General features: G+C 34.6%; 23 protein-coding genes. 13 read left to right on the top strand and 10 right to left on the bottom strand.

Annotated features, from left to right (window positions below; translation table 11 throughout):
• Both gldG and ACJJVJ_RS00250 read left to right on the top strand, forming a co-directional pair.
• A complete protein-coding gene (gene gldG, locus ACJJVJ_RS00255; RefSeq protein WP_405368147.1) occupies window positions 1-1,698 on the top strand; it encodes a gliding motility-associated ABC transporter substrate-binding protein GldG in 1,698 nt (565 codons plus the stop codon).
• Between the two features lie 337 nt (window positions 1,699-2,035).
• Window positions 2,036-2,569 (top strand): hypothetical protein, encoded by a 534-nt coding sequence (locus ACJJVJ_RS00250; protein ID WP_405368146.1) that lies wholly within the window; start codon window positions 2,036-2,038, stop codon window positions 2,567-2,569.
• Between the two features lie 182 nt (window positions 2,570-2,751).
• On the opposite strand, the gene ychF is transcribed toward ACJJVJ_RS00250, so the two are convergent.
• The 5 genes from ychF to ACJJVJ_RS00225 form a co-directional block, all read right to left on the bottom strand.
• Window positions 2,752-3,846 (bottom strand): redox-regulated ATPase YchF, encoded by a 1,095-nt coding sequence (gene ychF / locus ACJJVJ_RS00245; RefSeq protein ID WP_104515859.1) that lies wholly within the window; start codon window positions 3,844-3,846, stop codon window positions 2,752-2,754.
• 151 nt (window positions 3,847-3,997) lie between these two features.
• Complete coding sequence (locus ACJJVJ_RS00240) at window positions 3,998-4,642, bottom strand: DUF4252 domain-containing protein (protein ID WP_405368144.1); 645 nt, start codon at window positions 4,640-4,642, stop codon at window positions 3,998-4,000.
• A gap of 45 nt (window positions 4,643-4,687) precedes the next feature.
• Entirely contained in the window at window positions 4,688-5,218 is a 531-nt protein-coding gene (locus tag ACJJVJ_RS00235; RefSeq protein ID WP_405368142.1) for a DUF4252 domain-containing protein, read from the bottom strand.
• A 40-nt stretch (window positions 5,219-5,258) separates the two neighbouring features.
• Window positions 5,259-5,723, bottom strand: coding sequence for a hypothetical protein (locus ACJJVJ_RS00230; RefSeq protein WP_104515856.1), 465 nt, complete (start codon window positions 5,721-5,723; stop codon window positions 5,259-5,261).
• A complete protein-coding gene (locus tag ACJJVJ_RS00225) occupies window positions 5,720-6,229 on the bottom strand; it encodes an RNA polymerase sigma factor (RefSeq protein ID WP_405368140.1) in 510 nt (169 codons plus the stop codon). The genes ACJJVJ_RS00230 and ACJJVJ_RS00225 overlap by 4 nt, the downstream gene beginning before the upstream one ends.
• Before the next feature lie 182 nt (window positions 6,230-6,411).
• Here ACJJVJ_RS00225 and ACJJVJ_RS00220 point away from each other — a divergent pair, with 182 nt between their 5' ends.
• From ACJJVJ_RS00220 to ACJJVJ_RS00195, 6 genes are all read left to right on the top strand, one after another.
• Entirely contained in the window at window positions 6,412-7,845 is a 1,434-nt protein-coding gene (locus ACJJVJ_RS00220; protein WP_405368136.1) for a S41 family peptidase, read from the top strand.
• Window positions 7,845-8,219: a VOC family protein gene (locus ACJJVJ_RS00215; RefSeq protein ID WP_405368134.1), complete on the top strand. Its 375-nt coding sequence runs from the start codon at window positions 7,845-7,847 to the stop codon at window positions 8,217-8,219. The genes ACJJVJ_RS00220 and ACJJVJ_RS00215 overlap by 1 nt, the downstream gene beginning before the upstream one ends.
• Window positions 8,220-8,310: 91 nt before the next feature.
• Window positions 8,311-9,141: a hypothetical protein gene (locus ACJJVJ_RS00210; RefSeq protein ID WP_405368132.1), complete on the top strand. Its 831-nt coding sequence runs from the start codon at window positions 8,311-8,313 to the stop codon at window positions 9,139-9,141.
• A 41-nt stretch (window positions 9,142-9,182) separates the two neighbouring features.
• The gene (locus ACJJVJ_RS00205) at window positions 9,183-10,439 is read left to right on the top strand and encodes a hypothetical protein (RefSeq protein WP_405368130.1); all 1,257 of its coding nucleotides are present in this window, start codon (window positions 9,183-9,185) and stop codon (window positions 10,437-10,439) included.
• Window positions 10,440-10,507: 68 nt separating this feature from the next.
• Window positions 10,508-11,077 carry a hypothetical protein gene (locus ACJJVJ_RS00200; protein ID WP_405368128.1) on the top strand — a complete coding sequence of 190 codons (570 nt, stop codon included), beginning with the start codon at window positions 10,508-10,510 and terminating at the stop codon, window positions 11,075-11,077.
• Window positions 11,078-11,159: 82 nt separating this feature from the next.
• Window positions 11,160-14,291 carry a WD40/YVTN/BNR-like repeat-containing protein gene (locus ACJJVJ_RS00195; RefSeq protein WP_405368126.1) on the top strand — a complete coding sequence of 1,044 codons (3,132 nt, stop codon included), beginning with the start codon at window positions 11,160-11,162 and terminating at the stop codon, window positions 14,289-14,291.
• A gap of 128 nt (window positions 14,292-14,419) precedes the next feature.
• Here the strand turns inward: ACJJVJ_RS00195 and ACJJVJ_RS00190 are convergent, their stop codons facing one another.
• From ACJJVJ_RS00190 to ACJJVJ_RS00175, 4 genes are all read right to left on the bottom strand, one after another.
• Window positions 14,420-15,454 carry a phytase gene (locus ACJJVJ_RS00190; protein WP_405368124.1) on the bottom strand — a complete coding sequence of 345 codons (1,035 nt, stop codon included), beginning with the start codon at window positions 15,452-15,454 and terminating at the stop codon, window positions 14,420-14,422.
• Window positions 15,432-18,245, bottom strand: coding sequence for a TonB-dependent receptor (locus ACJJVJ_RS00185; RefSeq protein WP_405368122.1), 2,814 nt, complete (start codon window positions 18,243-18,245; stop codon window positions 15,432-15,434). The genes ACJJVJ_RS00190 and ACJJVJ_RS00185 overlap by 23 nt, the downstream gene beginning before the upstream one ends.
• 315 nt (window positions 18,246-18,560) lie before the next feature.
• Window positions 18,561-18,779 carry a VF530 family protein gene (locus ACJJVJ_RS00180; RefSeq protein WP_262497520.1) on the bottom strand — a complete coding sequence of 73 codons (219 nt, stop codon included), beginning with the start codon at window positions 18,777-18,779 and terminating at the stop codon, window positions 18,561-18,563.
• A gap of 721 nt (window positions 18,780-19,500) precedes the next feature.
• Complete coding sequence (locus tag ACJJVJ_RS00175; RefSeq protein WP_405368120.1) at window positions 19,501-20,031, bottom strand: SixA phosphatase family protein; 531 nt, start codon at window positions 20,029-20,031, stop codon at window positions 19,501-19,503.
• Between the two features lie 120 nt (window positions 20,032-20,151).
• Between ACJJVJ_RS00175 and ACJJVJ_RS00170 the strand changes: the two genes are divergently transcribed.
• The 5 genes from ACJJVJ_RS00170 (at window position 20,152) to ACJJVJ_RS00150 (ending at window position 23,939) form a co-directional block, all read left to right on the top strand.
• Complete coding sequence (locus ACJJVJ_RS00170) at window positions 20,152-21,357, top strand: alpha/beta fold hydrolase (RefSeq protein ID WP_405368118.1); 1,206 nt, start codon at window positions 20,152-20,154, stop codon at window positions 21,355-21,357.
• Window positions 21,357-21,845: a YdeI/OmpD-associated family protein gene (locus tag ACJJVJ_RS00165; RefSeq protein ID WP_405368116.1), complete on the top strand. Its 489-nt coding sequence runs from the start codon at window positions 21,357-21,359 to the stop codon at window positions 21,843-21,845. The genes ACJJVJ_RS00170 and ACJJVJ_RS00165 overlap by 1 nt, the downstream gene beginning before the upstream one ends.
• A gap of 58 nt (window positions 21,846-21,903) precedes the next feature.
• Window positions 21,904-22,527, top strand: coding sequence for a superoxide dismutase family protein (locus ACJJVJ_RS00160; RefSeq protein WP_405368114.1), 624 nt, complete (start codon window positions 21,904-21,906; stop codon window positions 22,525-22,527).
• Between the two features lie 81 nt (window positions 22,528-22,608).
• On the top strand, window positions 22,609-23,145 hold the full coding sequence (locus ACJJVJ_RS00155; RefSeq protein WP_405368112.1) for an RNA polymerase sigma factor: 537 nt from the start codon (window positions 22,609-22,611) through the stop codon (window positions 23,143-23,145).
• A complete protein-coding gene (locus ACJJVJ_RS00150) occupies window positions 23,145-23,939 on the top strand; it encodes an anti-sigma factor domain-containing protein (RefSeq protein WP_405368110.1) in 795 nt (264 codons plus the stop codon). The genes ACJJVJ_RS00155 and ACJJVJ_RS00150 overlap by 1 nt, the downstream gene beginning before the upstream one ends.
• A 473-nt stretch (window positions 23,940-24,412) precedes the next feature.
• On the opposite strand, the gene ACJJVJ_RS00145 is transcribed toward ACJJVJ_RS00150, so the two are convergent.
• Window positions 24,413-25,741: a tetratricopeptide repeat protein gene (locus tag ACJJVJ_RS00145; protein ID WP_405368108.1), complete on the bottom strand. Its 1,329-nt coding sequence runs from the start codon at window positions 25,739-25,741 to the stop codon at window positions 24,413-24,415.
• Between the last annotated feature and the right edge of the window lie 25 nt (window positions 25,742-25,766).

The following is a 25,766-nucleotide window of genomic DNA, read 5'->3' as shown; positions in this document are numbered from 1 at the left end:
ATGAAAAAAACCTACACCAGCTTTGTCGTGATCTTAATAGCGTTAATCGTTGTGAACGTAGCATCACGATCTATTTATAAACGTTTTGACCTAACTAAAGACAGTCGTTATACTGTAAGTAAAGAGACTGAAAAAATTCTAGAACAAGCTTATAAACCTATAATAATAGACGTATTTCTAGATGGTGAGCTGCCAGGAGAATTCCGCAAACTGAAACTTGAAACTGGACAGTTTCTAGAAGAAATGGCGTCAATACATCCTAATCTTAAATATGATTTTATAAATCCTATTGAAAACACATCGCAACAAGAGGCAGATCAAATTACAGCACAACTCGCAAAAAGCGGTGTAAAAGGCGCTGTTGCGACCATACAAGAAGGTGGTAAAAGCACCAATGTGACTGTATTTCCATATGCACTGGTTTTATATGATGGAAAAACAACTGCCGTACCGCTATTAAAAACTGTGGCTCGTGCCAGTACGGAAGAACGTGTTAATTCTAGCATACAGCAACTAGAATATCAATTTGCAGACGGTTTACGTAAAGCGTCACAAGAAAAAACAAAAACAGTTGCGTTTTTAAGGGACAGTGGTACGTTATCCGATTTAAAAATTCGCGATTTTATACAAGGTGTGCAGGAGTATTATCGTGCAGCGCCTTTTGGGATAGAGTTTGTAACCACTAGTGACTCTATACAGCCACAGCAGGTTCTAGAGTCTTTAAACAAGTTTGATCTGGTCGTAGATCCTAAACCCACTGTAGCTTTTAGTGAGACTAAAAAATATATTCTAGATCAGTATTTAATGCAAGGAGGTAAATTACTTCTGGCAGCAGATCCTATTGTTATCGAGAATGATAGTCTATCTAATGAAGAAGCAAAAGCCTATCCTTTACCTAGAAAACTAAATCTAGACGATATGCTTTTTAAATACGGCTTACGTCTTAATAATGGACTGGTAAAAGATATGAATCACGGCCCTATTGCTCTAGCTTCTGGCCAGGGTAGAAATACACAGTACGAAGCTTATGCATGGCCCTACTACCCTATTTCAAAAACATCTCTAGATACAAGTGCTACAGCACAATTTATTACCAAGAATCTAGAAGACGTAAAATTTGAATACACAGGAACAATAGATACTTTAAAAAACGGAATTAAAAAGACTATTCTATTAAGCACGTCTGACCGTACACAAGTTATGACTTTACCTGCTGTAGTTTCTTTAAACGAAATAGGACAAGAAATAAACCCAGAAACCTATAATAGATCTAACCTACCACTAGCCGTTCTTGCCGAAGGTTCTTTTACTAGCGCTTATAAAAATCGCGTTAAGCCTATCAATTTAAAAGGCAATCTAGATCAAGGAAAAGATGCAGCCATAGTTCTTATAGCCGATGGTGATATTATGAAAAACCAAGTAGATCGTGGACAAGCACAAGAACTAGGTTATGACATGAGAACAGGACAGCTGTATGGTAATAAAGAGTTCTTAATGAATACTATTAACTATTTACTAGATGATACTGGCTTGATCAAATTGCGCAACAAGAACATAAACGTACCATTTTTAAATACTGAAAAGGTAATAGATGAAAAGTTTAAATGGCAATTCATCAACGTTGTAATGCCTTTATTGCTTGTCGCAGGTTTTGGTTTTGTATTTATGTGGTTGAGGAAAAGGAAGTATACGGTTTAAAGAACATTTAGATTTTAAAGTTCTAAAATTAAGATACTTGTAAATAGCGAGGTTTTTAATACAACCCATATCACGAAAGAATATAGTAAATCTTCTCTGCGGTATATTGACCTTTTTATCTGTTCTTTTACTTCCCATGGGTAGAATTAATTCTACCCATGGGAAACAACAAAAATGTGATAACAAATGAAGCAGCAACTTGGCTTGCACGATTAGATGATGGGCTCAGATTGAATGTATTTGATCAATTATTTGATAGTTTATTACCTTCTTTATGATTCTATTGTTAAACTTTGCTCTCTAAGAAAAGGTTTTTATTGATAAAAAAAAATAAATTATGAGCTGGCTATTCCTAACATTATTCCTTGTTTTTCTACTCTTAATTACTTTTTCATTCTTTATTGTTGGACTTATTACTAAGAATAATAATTATATCAAATTACCATTGTTATTTTGGTGTATCATTCTGGTTTTATATTTAATAGCTCTTGGGGTGCATCACTTGAATGCAAAAATAGTTCTAGAAAAAGAAGATTTCTATGGAACTTATACCATCGATCGCAACTATTTTCCTGGAGAGCAAGCAGACTGGCAGTACAATCATTTTAGATTTGAAATAAAAGAAAATGATTCCATATATTTCTACGTTACTGAAGGTTCAGATATTGTCAAAACATATAAAGGAAAAATTTACACTCGAGCACCTTTTAAATCTGCTCGACCAGTAATTAGAATGGAAGAACCTACTCATCATATTTTAACAACCAATCCAACGATATATAGAAAAAGCTGGAATTTCATGATGGTATTTAAATCTCCTAAGTTTAATAACATGTATTTCAGAAAAGGAGAATGGGAAGAGATTGATTAATAAATTCAATAATTGTTGATTCACTTTCCCAATGATAGAATTAATTCTACCCTTGGGAAAACAAAAAAAAGCTCCTTTTTCTATTTGAAAAAGGAGCTTTTTTGAAGTATCAATCGAGCAAAGCGAGCGAGAAAAACCTCATCAACATGCCTCATACGCAAAGCGCATGCGATGCGCCGCTTCTACACGTTAAACAAGAAGTGCATGATATCACCATCTTGTACGATATATTCTTTTCCTTCTACTTTTAATTTACCAGCTTCTTTTACTTTTGCTTCAGAACCGAATTCTGCATAAGTATCGTACTTGATTACCTCAGCACGTATAAATCCTTTTTCAAAGTCAGTATGGATCACACCAGCAGCTTGTGGCGCTGTAGAACCTATATTGACTGTCCATGCTCTTACTTCTTTAACACCAGCAGTAAAGTATGTTTGTTGATTCAATAACTGATAAGCACTACGTATTAATTTTGCGCTACCTGGCTCTTCTAGCCCCATGTCTGCAAGAAATTCTTTACGCTCTTCATAGTCTTCTAATTCTGTAATATCAGCTTCTGTTCCTACAGCTAGTACAAGAACCTCAGCATTTTCATCCTTTACAGCTTCTCTTACTAAATCTACATATTTATTTCCTGATACGGCAGACTCGTCATCTACGTTACAAAGGTACATTACAGGCTTATCTGTAATTAATTGAAGTGGTTTTACAAACTCTTCTTTTACCTCATCACTTAATTCTACCGCACGTACAGAAGTACCTGCTTCTAGAGCATCCTTAAGTTTTAGTAAAGTCTCTTCTTCCTTTATGGCTTCTTTATTACCAGTTCTAGCAGCTCTTTTTACTTTTTCCAGCTTTTTATCTACAGCTTCTAGATCTTTTAATTGCAGTTCTATATCGATAGTTTCTTTATCACGTATAGGATCTACATTACCATCTACGTGTACGATGTTATCGTTATCAAAACAACGCAATACATGAATAATAGCGTCTGTCTCACGTATATTACCAAGAAATTGGTTCCCTAGTCCTTCTCCTTTACTTGCTCCTTTTACAAGACCTGCAATATCTACTATCTCTACAGTAGCAGGTATCACGCGTTCTGGATTAACCAGTTCTTCTAATTTTTTAAGACGAGGATCTGGTACATTTACCACTCCTACGTTGGGTTCTATAGTACAAAAAGGAAAGTTTGCACTTTGCGCTTTTGCATTTGATAAACAGTTAAAAAGAGTTGATTTACCTACATTAGGTAGTCCTACGATTCCAGCTTTCATGTGTAATGTTATTTGTTATTGTTCCGCTTTCGCGAAAGCGTGCAAATATAACTCTTTGCGATTCATTTTTATATGATAAAATGAAGGAGCTGGACATAAAAAAATCTGCATCGAGATGATGCAGATTTTTATAATTATGTACCAGTACTATTTACTCGTTTTCTAAATCTAAATCTGAGGTATCTATACCGTTAGATTCTAGTATTGCTTTTACCGCGTCTTCATTTACATCTCCATTATGATCTGTATCGATTCCCATACCGCCTAGAATACTTTTCATACCTGCAGGATTTATATCTGCTTTTTCTAATTCTTTCATCATCTTCATTACACTAGAAAGATTCATTTTATCACCTAGAATACGAGCAACGCCCATACCCATTTGATCTGAAGTACCGAAAACGATAATTTCATCGATAGAATCTTTATCACCTTCATATAGAAACTTCACTTTCATTCCATTATCATTATGAGTCATCAATAATTTATAATCTTCATTATCAAGAATGTTGCTCAACTGTTTGCTTTCCTTTTCAAATGTCGCTGTGTTCTCGTCTGTTTTAGGGTACATTAAAACATTTACTTTTTTAATGGATCTAAATGCTTTTTGAGAGTCTGGTGATAGTTGATTATCATCGATTCCTAGAATAGTTTTAGGTATAGAAGTACTGATAAATCCTTCTTTATCACCACTGTCTACTATATAACTTTGTAATGTTGGGTCTGCATCGCATGAAGTAAGTGCGGCCATAATAGCGATACTTAAAAAAACGACTTTTAAAATGATCTTGTTCATAGTTAGTGTTTAATGGGGTTAGTTATAGGTTTTTAAAAGACGCTACTATTCTTTGGTAGCGTCTTCTATTTGTTTCTGTCCAGGTACATTGATCATTTTTGTGATCTTAGAGATTTGTGCTAGATCGATGTCTCCTGTAATTTTCATTACTAGAGCCTCTGGATTACCTGCATTCATAGTCTCGTCTATTACCATTACAAGTACTTTTACCTTCTTAGAGTTAGAGCCTTTCTTAACGTGAAAAGAGAACAGTTGATCATCTTCTTTAACGCTCATTAATTTTACAAGTCCATTGCTAGAAATATAAGAATTTGCCATGGCTATCATTTTCTTTGCACTGTCTGCATTAGAAGTAGAATAGAAACGTGCATCTTTAAGGCTGTCTAGAAGACCTTTACCAGCTTTTATACCGTCATCTTCTATGTCCATGTCTATTTCGGCAAGGAGTTCAAAGGCGTCTTTAGTAACTACTGTTTCAGATATATTTTTAAGATTACCCATTTTTTCAAAGGCATCTTGAGCAAATAATGGTGTTGCCATTACTGCTAGTACTAGGGTTAAGATTATTTTTTTCATGTTGACTTTTATTAAATTGTGATTGAGATTTCTATTGTTGTTATTTAAGATTAAAAACTGAAGCAGTTTTATTATCTAGTGTATTTATAGGTGCCATATTATTGCGGCCTTTATTGAATTTTGCACTTACTAGTTCTAACATGTTTAATGCTGCTTCTCTAGCTTCTTCTGGTGTTTCATAAGTTCCTAAGTCAGGTTGCGGTTGTGACTGGTTGTTATAATAGCCTGCTCCTACTGTCATGAGTAAAGCAAATCCAGCAGCTATAGCAAGTCCTTTCCATGTCTTTTTCTGGAATTTATTATCTTGAGATTGTTTTTGTTTCACTTTTGCAAAAGCATCAAAATCTCCTTCTTCCATTACTTGTTCTAACTCAAAAGTGTTGAACACGCTGCGGTACACTTCATGCTCTGGAGATACGTTCTCAGAACTGAAATAGGTTCTAAGTTTTTGCTCTTCTACCAGTGTAGTGTCACCGTTCCAGTATTTTTCTAATAAATCGTTCATGCGATTTCTGTTTTGTATTGTTCTTCTATTCTTTCCTTAAGCATTTTTCTTGCTCTGCTCAGCCCTACTCTTACTGCTGTAGCCTTCATGTCCATAATATTTTCTATCGCTTCAAAGTCATATCGCTGTATATCTCTTAACTGGATAATCATTTTATACTGTTCTGGTAGTTCATTAATCACTTTCTGTACCAGTTTTACTTTGCCTATTCTTTCTAGTTCTTCTTCTACGTTGCGTTCTTCATTATCATAGTTAGTATGTACTATTTTTAAATGACTAGCTTGTTTACTTTTTAATCGGTCTAGAGAATAATTCTTTACCATTTGCATGGCATAGGCTTCTTTATTCTTAACCTCTTCTAGTTTAAAACGCTTTTCCCAGAGTCGCACCATGACTTCTTGCACTGCGTCTGCCGCCTCTTCATGTGAGGTAAGAAGACGTTTAGAAAGAAAGTACATTTTTTGCTGTACGTCCCTAAAGGTATTTACAAATGTTTTCTGGTTCATTAGGTTGGTTATACTCTCATGACGAGACTGCTTTTTAATTGTTACAAGGTTATGTTATTTTTTTTTCTGCTTCATATAAAATACAAAACCTTATTATCTGTTCTAATAATATAAGCTATCATTATATTGACACTATTTTGTGACGCCTTTTCCCTATTTTTGATTCAAATAAAGCATAGAACATGAAGAAGTCTATTAAATACACATTACTCGCTCTAGTGGCATTCACTACTTTATCCAGTTGTTTCAAAGATAATGATGATGTGTTTGCAGGTAAAAGTGAGGTCAATAATTTTATATATAGAGGTATGAATGCTTTTTACCTTTATAAAGCAGACGTTGATGTTCTTGCTGATGATCGCTTTGCAAACCAAGGAGAATTAGAAGCTTTTCACGATCAATTTGATTCTCCAGAATCGTTTTTTGAATCTCTAGTTTTTGATAGACCTAGAACAGATCGTTTTAGTGTCATCTTTAGTGACTACGTTGCTTTAGAAAATATCTTATCTGGTAACACGCTTAACAACGGTATGGAATTTGGCCTGGTGGGAGAAACAGGTAGCGCCACAGATGTATATGGTTATGTAAGATATGTACACCCTAATACCAGTGCTGCCGCAGAAAACGTACAGCGTGGTATGATTTTTAACTCCATTAACGGTATACGTTTAAGCAGAACTAACGTAGCTACCTTATTAGCTCAAGACACTTACACGATAGGTCTTGCTACTTTAAGCGCTGGAGTAACTACTTCTAATGGTAATGAGATTACTTTAACCAAAGCCGTTATTCAAGAAAACCCTATTCTAGTAAGTCAGGTTATCGATCAAGGAACTCAAAAAATAGGTTATTTAATGTACAACAGTTTCTTGTCTCAATTTGACGAAGAGCTTAATGGTGTTTTTGCAGACTTCAGAGCGCAAGGTGTTACTCATCTAGTTCTTGATTTGAGATATAATGGTGGTGGGTCTGTAAACAGTGCTATTATTCTAGGTAGTTTAATATCTGGTAATCCAGTAACTGACGTATATTCTACCGAAGAATGGAATCCAGATGTACAAGCACAATTACAAGCTAGTAATCCAGACCAATTGATCAATCTATTTAGAAATCAAACTGGTGCTGGCTCTACACTTAACACATTAAACTTAAGTCAGGTTCATATTATTACTACCGGTAACAGTGCTAGTGCAAGTGAACTAGTCATAAACTCCTTAGATCCTTATATCAACGTGGTTCAAGTAGGAGATGATACGGCTGGTAAATTTCAAGCAAGTACTACTTTATACGATAGTGCAAACTTTGCAAGGTCTGGTGCAAACCCTGCTCACAGATATGCCATGCAACCGTTAATTCTTAAAAGCTTAAACTCAGTAGGAAACACAGATTATTTTGACGGTCTAGCGCCAGACATCGCTCAAGGAGAAGATTTTGAAAACTTAGGAATCTTAGGAGATATCAATGAACCACTTCTAGCACGTTGTCTAGATGACATTATGTTAAACGGTCGTGCTTCTAGACAGTCCTTCCCTACTACTACTTATGAAGAGATTATGGGTAGTAATGAGTTGAAACCTTTTGGTAACGAGATGTGGAAAGAAATTTCAAATAATTAATGAACCTCAATCAAATCACGGTACCTGTTTTAGACATTCCTAAATCCATTGCGTTTTATGAATCACTAGGTTTAAACTTGATAGTTCATACCCATGACTCTTACGCTAGGTTAGAACTACCTCATGGAGATGCTACACTTAGTCTTTCTCAGGTAAATCAAGTGCCGCAAGGCGATGGTATTAAAATCTTTTTTGAATGTGATGACCTAGATAAAAAGGTTACCTATTTAAAAACACAAGGAGTGGTGTTTAAAAATGATCCCATAGATCAGTCCTGGTTATGGAGAGAGGCGCACTTATACGACCCAGATGGCAATCATTTGGTATTGTATCGCGCAGGTGAGAATAGAAAAAATCCGCCGTGGAGGAAATAATCTTTCATATATTTAAATTAAATTAGTGAATTGTGGTTTCCCGCTTTCGCGAAAGCGGAATACCAACTCAATTTATTCTAAATTTAAATTCATGAAATATTTTCTTAGCCTTTCCTTTTTATTTATTTGTCTTTCTGTTTCTTCTCAAAATCTGCAAGAAAAAGCAGATGCTATTTTAAAAGAAGCCAAAGAATTACTGGTAATGGAGCAAGCATCTTGGCATGCTACAGATCATTTTCTTGCTACCTTTCCAGATAAGAAAAGCTTAATTAGAGGCTATTTTTCCTATGTAAATAAAGATGATGACCTCGTCTCTGTATTTTATGGAGAAGGTAAGGACTCAATTCTTGCTAGATATTTATTTAAAGGTATTCCATCTCCAGAGCGTCTATTTGTCGATATTGAAAATTTACAAATAACCGATCTAGAAGCTGATTTACTAGAAATGAGAAAAACAGCATTTGAAGATATGATGGATAATAAAAAAGGATTCTATTCTTTCTATAAAAAGGTAAATCCTAATTTAATACCTATCATATTTGAAGGAAAGAAAAAAGTATATGTAATTTCTGGCAGCAATGAACCTAAAATGTTGATAGGTAATGATTACCAAATAACTTTTAATAAGAGAAACAAAATTAAGGATCGTAAAAAACTGCATAAGAGCATTTTGACATTTGATTATACAGAAAATGAAAACGTAGAATCTTCTTTTCATTCTCATGTAGTGTCTGATTTTATAGACGTAACAGATGTATGCACGCTGTTACTTTACAAAGATTATACTGGTATAAATAAACATATTGTAGTAAGTAAAAAGTACGTATCTATTTTAAACCTAGAAGAAGAAACTTTATTGATACTTACTAAAAAAGCATGGGATAAGATAATGGATCATCAAGAAGAAAAAGCTAAGAAATAAACCAAGTCCATTAATTTTAAAACCTCAATTCTAAAATAGCCATGAAAAAAATAGTACTTCTCATCATAGTATTGTTAACAGCAATAGCAACTAGCCAGAATTTATACCTTAATCAGAATGGTGTGGAAATTACTAAAAAAGAGTTCAGGAAATTAAAAAGAAAAGGAAGAGATACTTTGATGGCTATTTCTTCCTATGATCAAGAGATTAATGAACTGTTTCTAAAAAGGAAACCTGTAAAAATCTCAAGTGCCAAAGATGAAATCATCTCTATAAATCAAATCACTGGTAATAATTTTGATACAGAAGCACCTTTACTCGTTTTATATTACCCTTCTATTGAAGAAGCGACTTTAGTACGAGATGAAATATTGTATTCAAAACACTGGTATACCTATCAAAACTCGATAATATTTAAAAGCATTAAAAAAAATCTAGGCAATACACTTATCGTGTCTGCACCTAACGGTAATGGAATTGAACTACCTGGAATTTATAATGACGATTTACTTTTTTTTCAGCTCACTTATTTCAATTCTAACATTGCGACACCTTCCTTTTTGTGGATCTCTGAAGAAAACACCTTTACTGAGCCTATAGATTTCATTCAGAATTATACGGTAATCAATACCAAAAAGTATCTGAGAGTTACAAAAGATAGTAGCCCAGACAGTTTAGTTACGGTAGATAAAAATCTGAAGAAAATAGATTTATCTACGTTTTCAAAACCTATAAGTAGAATAGAATATTTAAATCTTGATGAAGGACAACTATTTAAAGTCATACATGAAGATCAAAGAGAAACAAAAATAGATACCGTATTAAGAAATTCTTATGCTCAATACTTCACTGAATTAACTAGGCAAACCATCAAACGAAATGATACGATAATTTTAGATTTTCATTTGTATACCAATGATTACGAAGACTTTTATAATGAAAACCAAAGTCGTGAACAATTACAAGATAAGGTAGATAAATATGACTCTATAAAATTAGTATGGATGGCACAGGCCGGTTCTCTGTATATACCTGAAGGTTGTGTGTACGATATTAAGGACGCCGTAAGAAAAGGAATTTCCACTTTCGGACCTGCAGTAAATGGTGTGAATCTTATAATATATCCAGATGGGAAGCTGTATACCTTAGATAAGGAGCATTCTGATAATTTAAACTTAAGACGACTCAGGAATGGTAAAGAGAATTTCCTTCGTATGAGTCCCAACAGAAAACCTATCACCTTATTATTATCTAAAGAAGAGATTAAACCACCTAAGATTTTTAATCCCTCAAAATAGTTCTATGGTAATTCCGCTTTCGCGAAAGCGAGATTACAGATAGATCCACGTACTATAAAGCTGATTAATTGAGCAATACACAACTACTTTTTTTAGGATTAGGATTGATAAGCATTTTACTGCTATACTATTCGATTATAATTTTTATCAAAGCATATAGATGCAAACAAATTGCAGAGTTTGCGCTAGATACTCAAGCTCATGATATTATTTTTAACGCAGCAGGGTTTTATAAAATATCCTTTATAGGTTGCAGACATATTAAAATAGGCAGCACAACTATAAATTTGTTTCATTCTCAAACTAATGAATCTATACCGCTTAAAGTAAGTTTCCCAAACGTAGTCACTAGATCTAATGGAGTTTATGGTGTTGAGTACTGGAGCTTTAAAATTAGTCAACCAGGTACCTATACCTTAAAAATGGAACATATAACAGATGTAAAGTCTTATCAATCACAATTATTAATTAAGAATTTATTCAGTAAACCTACGAATAGTCAGTTTCTTAAAATACGAATCAAAGAAGGGCTTACTATCTTAGAAAGAATAAGTTCTATCGTAGGATTAGTTTTGGGAGTTAATGGTCTAGCATCGGGAATAATGATTGGTATATTTAATTTATTTGATCAGGTTTAGATTTTGATAATCTTAACAATCTCCTAAATTCTTCAAGGTTCCATATTTAGGTTTTACCTTTAAGGTCTCAACAAAAACCAATATGAAACGTATTTTACTGCTCGCATTGTGCTTACTATCCATTCAAGCATTTGCCCAGAAACTAGATTTAGATCTAGTAAAAAATCTAGAACCTAGAAACATAGGCCCAGGCGGTATGTCTGGACGTGTCACCTCTATAGATGTGGTTCATGAAAATCCAGAAAACATATTTGCAGGTACAGCCAGTGGTGGATTATGGAATTCGCAAAATGGCGGTATCACATGGAAACCTATTTTTGAAAATGAAGCAACAGCATCTGTAGGTGCAGTTGCCGTACAACAGTCTAACCCTAGCGTTATATGGGTAGGAACTGGAGAAGGTAACCCACGTAATTCTTTAAACGGTGGTGCTGGTATTTATAAATCTCTAGACGGCGGTCACAGCTGGACTTTAATGGGACTTGAAAAAACACGCAATATTCATCGTGTGATTATCGATCCTACAAATCCAGATATCGTATATGCAGCAGCAATAGGCTCTCCATGGGGCGTGCATCCAGAACGTGGTGTTTTTAAAACTACAGATGGCGGTAAGACATGGAAAAAAATATTATACACTAACGATAAGTCTGGTGCGGCAGACCTTGTTATGGATCCTACAAATCCTAATAAACTGATTGCTGCCATGTGGGAACACAAACGTGATCCATGGTTCTTTAAATCTGGTGGAGAAGGTTCTGGAATGTACATCACCCACGATGGTGGTGATAACTGGAAAAAAATAACTAGTGAAGAAGGACTTCCTAAAGGTGAATTAGGTAGAATAGGTGTTGCCATTGCTCCTAGCGATCCTAGTGTAGTGTATGCACTAGTAGAAGCAAAGAAAAACGCATTGTACAAATCTACCGATGGTGGTTTTAAGTGGAAAATGATCAACAATAAAAGTGACATAGGTAACCGTCCTTTTTATTATTCTGAGATTTATGTAGATTCTCAAAACGAGAACCGCTTGTATTCTGTTTTTACATACATCAACGTTTCAGAAGATGGTGGTAAGAGTTTTACCCAATTAATGCCAGCTTATGGTGTAGATAATGGTGTGCATCCAGATCACCACGCGTGGTACATTCACCCTAAGAATGGTAAATTCATGATAGACGGTAACGATGGTGGTTTAAACATTACTCGCGACCGTGGTAAAACATGGCGTTTTATAGGTAATCTACCTGTAGCACAATTTTACCATATTAATGTAGATATGGAAACTCCTTATAATGTTTATGGTGGTATGCAAGATAACGGTAGCTGGCGCGGTCCTGCTTACTCGTGGAGAGCACAATCTATAAGAAACAGTTACTGGCAAGAAATCAGTTTTGGCGATGGATTTGATGTCGTTCCAGATCCTGATAACAGCCGTTATGGTTATTCTATGAGCCAGCAAGGCTCTGTACAGCGATATGACTGGCAAACTGGTAATAACTATAGTGTAAAACCTACACATCCAGACGCTAGCGTTAAACTACGTTTCAACTGGAACAGTGCTATTAATATCGATCCATTTGATAATTCTACCCTGTATTTTGGTAGTCAGTTTGTACATAAATCTACCGATAAAGGACTTACATGGCAGGTAATATCTCCAGACCTTACCACTAACGATCCTGAAAAACAAAAACAATCAGAATCTGGTGGTTTAACCATGGATGCCACTGGTGCAGAAAATCACACCACCATACTAGTAATAGAGCCTAGCGCTGTAGAAAAAGATGTACTTTATGCTGCGTCTGACGATGGACTGGTGCACATTACTAAAAACGGTGGCGATAGCTGGGATAATATAACTAGTGGTTTACGCGGCCTGCCTAAAGGTAGCTGGATCACACAGATCAAAGCTTCTCAAACTAAGAAAGGCCATGCCCTACTCGTTGCAAACGATTACCGCAGGTTTAACTTTGAGCCTTATGCTTACCGCACCACTAACTATGGTAAAAGCTGGACTCGCATCGTGGATAAAGACGACGTGATTAGTTATGCACTTTGTATTATCGAGCATCCAGAAGAGAACAACCTACTCTTTTTAGGTACTGATGACGGGCTTTATGTTAGTATAGATGCTGGTGATAACTGGACTAAATACACTAACGGTTTTCCTACCGTTTCTGTAAAAGATCTAGTAATTCACCCACGTGAGGACGATTTGATTATTGGTACCTTCGGTAGAGCTGCATGGGTTCTAGATGACCTTGCTCCTTTTACCGCTTTCGCGAAAGCGAGACCAACACAATCTATAGCACTATACGAGCCTCCTACAGCGTACTTTGCGCGTTACCAGCAACCTACAGGTAGTAGATTTGGTGCAGATGCTATGTTCCGTGGAGAGAACAGAAGCCGACCTATAGGACAGTTCAAATACTTCTTTGATAAAGATCTAAAGGCAAAATCTGACACTACAAAAACAGATTCTTTATTCTTAAAAATCTATAAAGGGGAAGAGTTAATCAGAACACTAAATCGTAAAGTTCCTAAAGAAAAAGGCATCCATAACTGGTCCTGGAGACTGGATGAAAAAGGTGCAAAATCTCCATCTCGCGGTGTAAATGATTCTAAAAGAGAACCAAGTGGCAATAGCGTTTTACCTGGTACATACAAAGCCGTATTGCATTATGGAGACCTAACCAGTGAGACCATGATCGAGGTAAAAGAAGACCCACGTATTGATGAATTTACACTAGCTAATCGCAAAGAAATGCGCGCTGCACAAGATCAATTACAAACTTTAATGAGTGATATTGAGCAGGTAACTAGTCAACTGGCTAAAAACAAAAAAACAGCAGATAGCTTTAAAAAACTTTTAAAATCTCAAGATAAAAAAGCTTTTAAAGAACAAATAAAAACTACAGATTCTATAGTAAAACAAATAGAAAAACTACAGAATAAATACTTCGGTACTCCTGACAAGCGTCAAGGAATCACTCGCAATCCTGAGGTTACTGTTTTAAATCGTGTGAGAAGTGCGTCTGGCTATATAAGAAGCCGTCAGGGAGCACAAACAGCAACAGAGAAGCAATTGTACCAACAAGCAGAAACGCTTGCAAAAGAAGTCAATATAGAAGCTCAAAACTTTTTAAATAAAGAATGGAAAGCATTTGTATCAGAGATGAAACTGGTAACGGTAGATATGTTTGAGGAATAGTCTTTGAGTTCGTGAGTACTATTAAAAAATAAAACCACTATAGATTTTAAATCTATAGTGGTTTATTATGTTTAGGTAATGTAAAAACTCACCCATTTATAGGGTAGTGTCTTTTGAACTAAGCTAATCTATTTTAAACCTAGACTATCTAAATCATGATAGTGAAATTCTTTAGAATCTGTCATGGAGACAAATAATCCATTTGGGAATTTTGTTCCTAGTGGGATACTTGTAGCATCACAACCATCTGTTTCTATGGTGCCTAAGTTTATCTCTTTTATAAAAAGGTTAGAATCTCTGTCAAAAACAGAGAAGCTATGTGCTTGCTGATTAGAAACAACTAAATATCCTGAATTGTTTTCTCTTTTTACAATCGCAATTCCTTCAATATCTCTTTCAAAATGCTCTGCACCAAAACAGCTTAATTCATCATTTCCTTTTTCTGGATCTGCATAATATTTATGTAAACAATGCATCTCATCTGAATAATAAACATAACCTAACTCTTGATCTACAGCTATAGCCTCGATCTCTTTTTTTCCATTAAAGTTACCAAATTTTCTTGCTAGATTAACTGTAACACCAGTACTATCTGATACGATTTGGTATTGAGCAAGATAGTTTTGTTCTGGACCTACTTTGCGACTAACTATGGCATACATTTTATCAGAAACTTGATTTTTATATAAAGCGATTCCCATAGGTCTTCTCTTGATAAGTTCAGTTTCTTCAATAAAAACTGGGAAACCACCATTATCAAGAGCTTTCATATCTGGGATAGAAAATAGTCTAATTTGGTTTTTTTCACGCTCTGTAAACATTAAAACATCTGTTCTAGTAGAATCGTTAATTTTAAAACCATATGCAACATCTACATTGTTAGGATAACTTAACCCTGTGATTGATTTTTCTGGCATTAATTTACCATCTAAATCAAAAGCATAAACACCTCCATTAGTTTCGTCTTTATCTGTTCCAAAAACAATACTTTTTTCTGGGTTTTCATTATTGACCCAAATAGCTGGATCATCTGTGTCATGTGGAGTTTGCTCTGTTACTAGAGTTGCTTTAATTTCTGGGAGCTTATGTCCGCAAGATGTAAGCAATAAAACTGTGATACATACAGTTGAAATAACCAGATTACTTCTTTTTAAATAAGTCATATTTCAATCCTAAAGTTAAACGTCTTCCGTAATATTCTGCTTGTTGTGTTCTGGTTTTTATTCCTTGGTAAAAACGCAATGGTTGATCTGTTATATTATTTAAATCTGCGTATACTCGTAGCTTTGGAGTTAATGTATAACTTACATTAAAGTCTAAAAAGAACTGTTCGTCATAGTAACGATCTTCAAAAGTACTACCTCCTATTTCATCTATGTATGCATCTGAATAATTTGCTGAAAGTCTGATATTAAGCTTTTTATCATTATAAGCTATGGAGCTATTGAACATATTAGGAGAAGTTCCAGGTAGATCTAGATCAGCACGTTCATCACCATCTTCATTAATTACACCATCTGCACTAGATGTTAAATATGTATAGTTTAAATAGATACTGAAATTTTTAGCAAATCCTGGTAGAAAATCTAGTTGACGTTGAAATGCAAATTCTGCACCTAATATAGTTGCTCCATCACCATTTTGAGGTTGAAACACATCAAAACCTGTAGTGCCATCTTCAAATTGAGAGGTATAAATAAAATCTTGAATGTCTTTATAAAATAAACCTCCCGAAAGTATCCCTACACTTTTAAAATAGTACTCACCCATAAGGTCAAACCCCATAGATGTTGTAGGGGCTAATTCTGGATTACCTAAGAATATTTCTTCATCAGCACTAACAACGTCAACAGATGGTACAAGGTCTTGATAATTAGGACGTGCCAACGTATTTGTCCATGCAAATCGTAAAACAGTTCTGTTATTTAAATCATATTTAAAATGTAGACTAGGAAGGAAATTAGTGTATGAACTTTCTTCAATTACAGTACCTTCTAAATTTTCTTCATCAGCTATTTGGTTACCTGTTGCAGTAACTTCAGTATTCTCAATACGCAAACCAGCTAGGACACTAAATTTATCAGATAACTTTTGGTTAGCCATTAAATAACCTGCGTATACATTTTCTTCTACATTAAAATTAGCTCTTAAAAACTCATCAAAAACAGGTTCTCCATCTGCAAGGTTTAATTGTCCCAACCATTCTGGTGATGCAAAAAATCCTATTTGATATTCACCACCTGCCAGATAATCAGGGTCTGAAAAATTACGATTAGGAACACCAGACAGTAAAGGATAATCGTCTTCTAAATCAAATTCAAAGAAATCATTGTCTCTGAATTTATTTTTAAAACGTCCTCGTAAACCAAACTTTACAAATCCATCACCTTCATTAAAAAAATCAGCAGGTAATTCAAAGTTTAAAAATAAATTAACATCTTCCTCTTCTGTATATTGATTTTCTTCAGTGATTTCTGCAAATTCAAAATTAGACAGATCATTAGCGTCTAAAGGATTAACCAAAGAAAATAAAGGAAATTCTGAATTTGAAATTCTATTGTTAATAATATATTCAGACTCAAACTCTGCATATCGTTCATTTAACCTTTCTTCAGATGCTTTAGCATATGATGCCATCCAGTTTATTTTAAGACGATGTATGAGGTGATTACCTCCTAAAGTATAGTTTTGTAAACGCTGATCTTCTAATCTTCTATTTTTATTCCTATCATTATCTATACCTCCTTTAGTTTGACGAGAAACAGCAACAGGAAAACTTGTTGGATTTCCGTTTGCATCTATAGTGAAATCTCCAATATTAATATCCTCTCCATCTAGAATTTCATGTTCTAATCGATATCTATTTTCGCGATCATCTCTCCAATTGTACATTGTTTTTAGATAAACAGAATTGTTAGCATTGAAATTATAATCAAAATTTGCTGAAAAACTACGCCTTATACGTTGTACTAAATATGTACGTTCTTCAAAAACATTTGTATATGGATTTACATCTGCTTCTGCCACATCAGTACCATCAAAAAACTCAAATTCATCAGTCCATTCTGCTTCAATATTATCAGACCCAAAGTCATTATCATTAATAGATGCAGAAACCATCCATCCAAATTTTCCATTCTTTGATCTATCTCCTAAAAGAAACGAACCGTTTATGATTCTTTTATCTGTTATAAAACTTATACCAGAACCAGCTGTAGCAGAAAATCTAAATCCTTCTGGCGCTGAACGCGTTATTAAGTTTACAGAGCCACCTAATGCATCTCCATCCATATCTGGTGTTACCGCTTTGTTCACCTCAATAGATTGGATCATATCAGCAGGTATCAAATCTAGTTGTACATTTCTATTATCTCCTTCGGCAGATGGTATTCTAGAACCATTTAATGTTACAGAGTTGAGTTGTGGAGCTAAACCTCTAACTATTATATTACGAGCTTCACCTTGATCCACTTGCATCGTAATACCTGGAATACGTTTTATAGCATCACCAACATTTGCATCAGGAAATTTACCTATTTGATCTGTGGAAACTATATTAGTTATATTTTGTTTGTTTTTTTGAGTGTTTAAAGCCTTTGCTTGACCGCTATTAAAGCCAGTGATAATAACACCATCTAGGACTTCAACCTCTAGTAATAAATTAACTTTTATCTCTGTAGTTTCACTTTTCTTTACTTCTACATTTGCTTCTTGCTCAGAATATCCTAAGTAAATAATTTTTAATACATGACTTCCTTCTGGTATAGAAAGTAATGTAAACTTACCATCTACATCAGTAGTGGTTGCCTTATTAAGATTAGGAATTGTTACCGTCGCATATGGTACAAATAGACCTTGATCGTCAAATATTACTCCTTGAATATTACCACTTTGTGCAAAGCTAATGGTATAAGTGAAAAACACCATTAAGATGAATCCATACAATTTTTTCATAATGCTAATTTTATTAACTGATTTAATTAGCTGCAAAATAAATGGATGTATGTTCTAACTATTTTAACTAAATATTACGAATTTTTACTCTATTTGAATCAATTTATCTTGTAAACATTAACTAAAAGTTAATTTGGGCTCTAGAAATGTTAAGTAATAGTATCACATCATGACTAAAAACTTGATCATCAATAAATTATAATTTAAGATGAATTACTATTAGCATATAGACTTGTGTTAATTTAAGGTAACTATAGATCTATTAAGTATTGTAGTCCTTTTATAAGGACGATGTTTTTCTTGTTTATGGATAAATCAATCCACAAACGTACGCAAGTACATATCTTCTACTTTCTTCCTTGCCCAGTCTGTTTTACGTAAAAACTTAAGGCTCGATTTAATTCCAGGATTGCTATTAAAAGAGTTGATTCTTATGCGATCTCCTAACTCGTCCCAACCGTAGTGATCGACAAGTTTCTCTAACATATAAGCTAGTTTAACACCATGTAAAGGGTTGTTAACTTGTTTTTTAATCTCTTTTTCTTTGATTTCTACTACGATTATTTCTTCTTCAGAGATTTCTTTAGGTACTTCAAAAAGCTCTACCTGTGTGGTATTACCTTTTAAGAAAGACTTACTTACTGCAACATGGTTCTTTAGGTTTTCAAAATCGGCAGTAAGGACTGCCATTTTTTGTTCTTCAATAAAGCTATTCATATCCTTTACCTTATCCTCACTAGGTAAGAATGGTTCTACAAAGGACATATTAAAATCTCCTGCGTAACATATAGCACCTTGTATGCGCTCTAGATCATCTTTTTGTTCTACAAAGTCAGATTCAAAAAGATCTTTTTGAGCGCCGATTATAGTACCATACACATTAAGATTACCTAGAGGTGTTTCTAGCATTTGACACACACTAGAATAATCGTCATAGGTTTTTACTTTATTCTTAAAAGAAAACTTAGTAAAAATAGCTACTCTATTCTCTCCAGCTTTATACGCTATACCGTCGTGTCTTTGCGGCATCTCAGTAGTATAAATTCTCTTATAAGAATCTCCTAAATGAAATTTAAGCCTTGTATTAGTAAGTATTACTATGTCTGCATCATGCTCAAGAATTAGTTCTTTGCGTGTTGCATTTGATTGATGTTCTAGATCCCCATCATGGCGATTTACATTCCAGCTTAAAATTTTCATATGGTATAAAAAAGGTAGTTGATACTATTAATAGATGATGGTTTACTAACTGTGCTTACTCCATGAAGTCCATGGACTCTTTTGTAGCATTAGAATTTCCATCCTTATCGACACGCACGATAAAAAAGTGATTGTAATCTGATTCTTCTAGTTCTTTATAGATACTATCTTTTTGCAACGCGTTTGCATAAACATTTATGGTGTTGCTATGTCCATATAAAGCAACCGTTTTACCTCTATAAGTTTCTAATAAAGATACTCCATCTACTTTGCTTACATCATATAATTCTACTGGCAGCTTCTTAGATCTAGCCAGTGGTGCGGCGGTCTCTCTAGTCCTTTTAAAGTCTGATGATATGACGTGATCTACATCTTTAATGAAGAAATAATTTACCCACTGACTTGCTCTATTTTTTCCAGCTTCAGTAAGCTCTGGATCTCTACCTTGATCTACAGCTTTTTCTGCATGACGTATAAAATAAAAGGTAGTAAGCTGGTCTTTCTGTTGCTCTTCTGGTGTTTTATCAGATGAGTTATTCATGCAGGAAACCAGCGATAGAACAAGTAAAAAGTATAGATTTTTCATAATAAATATATCTGTTGTAAAAGTATAGAATCTAAAAAGAATGACTGTAACTATTACAATAATTAGTTAATGCAATATTGCTGTGATAAAAAGGTATTATTTTTATACAAAATCACGATCATGAACTTTGAAAAGATAAATTTTAAAAACGCACAAGGATATGAATTAAGCGGTAGGCTAGAATTACCTGCAAATCGCCATCCTCATAACTATGCTGTTTTTGCACATTGTTTTACTTGTAGTAAAAACTTCAGCGCCACAAAGAATATTTCTAGAGCATTAACCACTGCTGGATATGGTGTTTTACGTTTTGATTTTACAGGTTTAGGAGATTCTGACGGTGATTTTGCAGATACTAATTTTTCTGGAAATGTGGACGATCTTCTTGCTGCAATAGACTTTCTAGAGACTAACTATAAAGCTCCTTCTTTATTAATAGGTCATAGTTTAGGTGGTGCTGCTGTTATATTCGCTTCCGCGAAAGCGAGCTCCATAAAAGCTGTTGCAACTATAGGCGCACCTAGTGATACTAAACATGTGAGTCATCTTTTTGGAGATCAAATTAATGCCATTACAGAAAATGGAGAAGCTACCGTACAATTGAGCGGTAGACCTTTTAAAATTAAGGAACAATTCCTCAAGGATATCAACGAGCAACATGTGACCAATACATTAAAGGAGTTGAGAAAACCTATTCTAATTGCACATTCTCCACAAGATAATACGGTAGGTATAAAACATGCCGAAAAATTATACCACGCTGCCGTACATCCTAAAAGTTTTATAAGTCTAGATGGTGCAGACCATTTATTAATGAATAAAACTGATTCTAAATATATAGGTGAAGTAATCGCAAAATGGGCTTCTAGATATATAGAAGAACCTAAAGAAGAGGTATTAAACTCTAAAGATAACGTTGCCGCTAGTCTTAATCACGAAGACGTGTTCACTACTCAAATGAAAGCTGGTAATCATTACTTTACCGCAGACGAGCCAGAAAGCGTAGGTGGTAACAACTTCGGCCCAACTCCTTTTGATTTACTTTCTAGTGGTCTAGCCGCTTGTACTGTAATGACTATACAAATGTATGCTCGTCGCAAAGAATGGAAAGTAGATAACGTACAATGCCACGTGAATTATGACAAACAATTTCCTATAAACGGTAATCTAGATGGTGTGGAAATAGACACATTTACAAGAGAAATTAAAATAACTGGCGATCTAGACGAGAAACAATTAAAAAGAATATTACAAATAGCAGATAAGTGCCCTGTGCATAAAACGCTACATTCAGAAACACAAGTAGTTACTAAATTAATGAGTTAATGATTTTTGAATTTGACACCTATCTTAATACAGATGGTTTCATGGGTGCGCTGCCTATACCTGAAGATATTGCCGGACAGCTAGCACTAGATAAAATTAAACGTGTAGTGGCACAAATAAGTGCTGGTGAGAACCAGATTACTTTATATGCAGGTGTGGTTAAAAAACACGGCTCTGTATACCTTATGTTTTCAAAGGCTAACCAGAAAAAACTAGCTGTCATTCATGGAGATGCTATGAATGTTATCATGCAAGAGGACACCAGCAAATATCAAGCGCCTATGACTGAAGAGTTAGAGGCTGTTTTATTAAGTGATTATGAAGCCTACGAGATTTTTGAAAATCTATTACCTGGTAAACAGCGCAATATTATTTTTATGATTTACAATGCAAAAGGCTCTCAGAAAAAAGTAGATCTAGCATTAAATGCCATGGAAAATTTAAAGGTAGGAAATCATAACCCTATGAAATTTGAGAAACTCTTATGATAAAGTTATTTTTAACTTCTTACTTTTAAAGTATTAAGTAACCTAAAATAACCAAATTATGAAAAGAATTGCAATAGGAATAATCGCGCTTACCTTAACACTAGGTGTTACATCTTGTAAAGAAGGTAAAGAAACAGAAAAAATCACTGATGAAACGGAGCACACAGATGACGGCTCTCACGATCATGGAGAACACGACGATCATGCAAATCATGATGACACTACTTTAATGGTAGGTAAAGAGATTATGGTAACCATGTCTGCAAAAAGTGGTAGCGATGTAAACGGTGTTATCGAGTTTATGCAAACCGAAGAAGGTGTTACTATGAATGCAGACCTTGCAGGATTAACTGCAGGAACACACGCTATTCATATACACCAGAATGGAGACTGTAGCTCTGACGATGGTAAAAGCGCCGGCGGACACTGGGACCCAACTAGTGAAGATCATGGAAAATGGGGCGAAGGAATGTTTCATTCTGGAGACATAGGTAACCTAGAAGTTGCTGAGGACGGTAAAGCTACCCTAGAATTTACAACAGATAAATGGTGTATAGACTGTGACGATGAGACTAGAAACATAGTAGGAAAAGGAGTTATCGTACACGCTAGTGCAGACGATTTTAAATCTCAACCTAGTGGTGCAGCTGGTGCTCGTGTCGCTTGTGGTGTGATTGAATAATCATAGCTCCCAAAACTTTAACGCCTGACTATTCCTGTAGTCAGGCTTTTTTTTGCATCTTTATCAACTAATCATTAATTAATGAGCGCACAACCAGATTTACTTATTGCCAGAATGAAAAGCGGTGATCAAACAGCATTTACACGTGTTTATGATCGATATCAAGAGGCTTTACATGGGGTTATTTATAATATTGTTAAAGATAGAGATGTCTCTGAAGAGATATTACAAGATGTTTTTATCAAAATTTGGAAAAATTCTGATTCTTACGATGTAAAACAAGGCAGGTTTTTTACTTGGGCTTTAAACATATCTCGCAATGCTTCTATAGATTATTTAAGATCTAAGAGACATAAGGATGGTTTAAAAAACCTAAGCACAGATAATTTCGTAGATATACTAGAGACCAGTGATGATTTAGATACAGCGACTAATGCTATTTATTTGAAAAAATGGGTAGAAAAATTAGAGCCTATGTGTATTAAAATCATTGATGTAATATTCTTTAAAGGATTTACATTTCAAGATGGTGCAAAAGAATTAGACATGCCTTCTGGAACCTTGAAAACCAGACATAGAAAGTGTATGATGGCATTAAGAAACATGATATTAAACTAATGGATACTCAAGAATTAATAAATAGCGGCGATTTAGAACTCTACGTTTGTGGAGTACTGGACTTAGAACGTTCCATTGAGATCACACAGCTAATAAAGGATAACATACCTCTTCAATTAGAAGTACAACAAATTGAAGAAACGTATATAAAACTTGCCAAAGGTCTCGCTCCTACTACTAACGAGGTGGCACTATTTGATAAGTTACAAGCCATTATAGGTGATCATAAAAATGAGGTGACCACAACTGGTTCTTCATGGAGCAATTATCTAGGGTGGGCTGCTGCGGTAGCACTTCTTATAGGTAGTGGCTATTTGTATATGAATAATGCAAACCTACAAGAAACCAATACTACTTTAGAAAATCAGGTAGTTACTATAGAGCAAGAAAAAGATTTCTTATCTACAGAAATGGAACAAACTAAAGAAGTAAATAACGACTATCAAGAAGCACTTGCTTTTATAAAAGATAAGAACACACGTAGAGTAGATCTAGCTGGACAAAAAGGATTTGAAGACACCTATGCAACAGCATTTCATAACGCTGTAGAAAACGTTACTTATATAGATGTTGCCGGTTTACCACCAGCGCCACAAGGTAAATCTTATCAACTATGGTCATTAACCTTAAATCCATTAACACCTACCAGTCTAGGTGTTGTAGAGAATAGCAATGATTTAATAAGAGTAGAAAATGCAAACGCAACAGAGGCTTTTGGTATCACACTAGAAGAATATGGCGGCGCAGCAGGACCTAACTTAGAACAACTTTATACCCTAGGAGTTATTAATTAATAGTAAACTTCTTTTAAAATATGAAATGCGCAACGCTATAGTTGCGCATTTTTTTTGTGTTTTATTGATCCTTATAACTAGTTGTTTCTACAGTATCATTTTACAGTCACCTTAATACTTTATACCTGTAAACCGTTTTATTTAAGTACTTCATCTTCATTTAGTTATCCACTTGATAATAATTATAAGTAATCTTTAAAATGGTCTCGCTTTCGCGAAAGCGGACTCTATAACAGCTTTAACTACATATAGAATAGATGATTACCAGTCTACTAACTACATTATTGAAACTTCTTTTAAAGACTATTACAGATCACGAATACTTAAAAATAGCCCACAAAAAAAGGTGCCTGACTCTTTCCAGAACCAGGCACCAAAACTAACCAACCAAAAAAAAACTGTAATTCTGCTAAAACAAATTGTTTTTCTTTATACTTAACATTTATATATACGTATATATCAACAACTTGGTTTTAAATTTTTGAAATTAATTCAAAATAATTTTTCATAGTAACTGGGCCTAATTCATAAGCCGCACCAGATAAATCACTGGTATAGGTTAACGCTTCTTTATTCTTACCATTATCCATTAAAATCTCTAGAGAATGTAGCTGTGCAACAGGTTCAAAAGTTTTATCGATCACGTGCATCTCTTGATTTTTGAGAGCATGTTCCTTATTACCGTTTTTAAGCATGGCATAGCTTAATAAACTTTGAGTCTCTGGTGTAGATCTATTTTTCACCTCGTTAGACGCTATAACCAGCGCTTCTTTCTTCTGTGTTGCATCACCACTTAACAATTGTTCAATTTTATAGGTGTTGTACATCGCTCCATAAGCAGGTTTTGCCACCTCTGTAAGAAATGCGTTTTTTAATTTTTCAGCGTTTTCAGTATCGTTTTGATATTCTTTAATCTCGGCTATGGCTAGATCATAATCTGGTAATGGATGGCGCTCTTTAATTTTATTTAAAATGCGCAGGGCTTCTTCAGGATTTTTTTCATGAGAATAAACGATCCATGCGATGCCTTTTAAAGCATAAGTATTACTTGGGTCTTGTTTTAAGGTCTTTAAATAATGGTCATAAGAATTTTGAATCTGTCCATCATGTCCATAATAGTCTGCTATGTTAGAATTGCTCCACAATTGCAAAGCAGGACTACCACTTTTATCAGCAAGATCTTTGGCAGTTTCCATAAGTCTAATTGTGGCGCTCAAATCCCCTTTATGATCATTCCATTTTGCCGCTCTTATCAAGTAATTATAATCGTTGCTACTCGTTAAAGAATCCAGCATTTTTCTCGCACGATGATAGTCCCCTAGTTCCATAGCTATATCAAAATAAACCATCTGACTCTCTGCAGATAATTTTCCTGTCGCAAAGGACTTCATTAAACTATCTGCTTTTTTAAAGCGGTGTTGTTTTATGTAAGATTGTGCAAGAGCTCTTTTAGAACCGGCAGGATTTACATACATATTTGCCACCACAGCCTCACGCATTTCTACGGCTCTGTTTAAATCTTTTACGTTTGCTTTAAGATCGTACAGCTCGTTTAATTTTGAAGCTAGTCTACCTAAATCTAGTACACCAGTACCATTTACAGCTACTAGAGATTCTAAACTGTCTATGTCTGCACGCAATGCAGCGATATAGTTAGAATCATCTAGGTCTAGATAAGAATCATAGTCTGCTGTAGAGGTGACAACACTAGGTGCTGTTGTGGTAGAAGAAGAGGTAGTTGCTGTCTCATTTTTACAAGAAGTAACTGCTAGAAGTATTAAAAAGGTATAAAGTAATTTCATAAGTATGGGTATTAAAAATGCCGAT

It is taken from the genome of Nonlabens sp. Asnod2-A12 (assembly GCF_045063745.1).
Classification (GTDB): Bacteria; Bacteroidota; Bacteroidia; order Flavobacteriales; family Flavobacteriaceae; genus Nonlabens; species Nonlabens xylanidelens.
The sequence above is the reverse complement of the archived record's forward strand: the minus strand, read 5'-3'. Positions and strand labels throughout refer to the sequence as shown.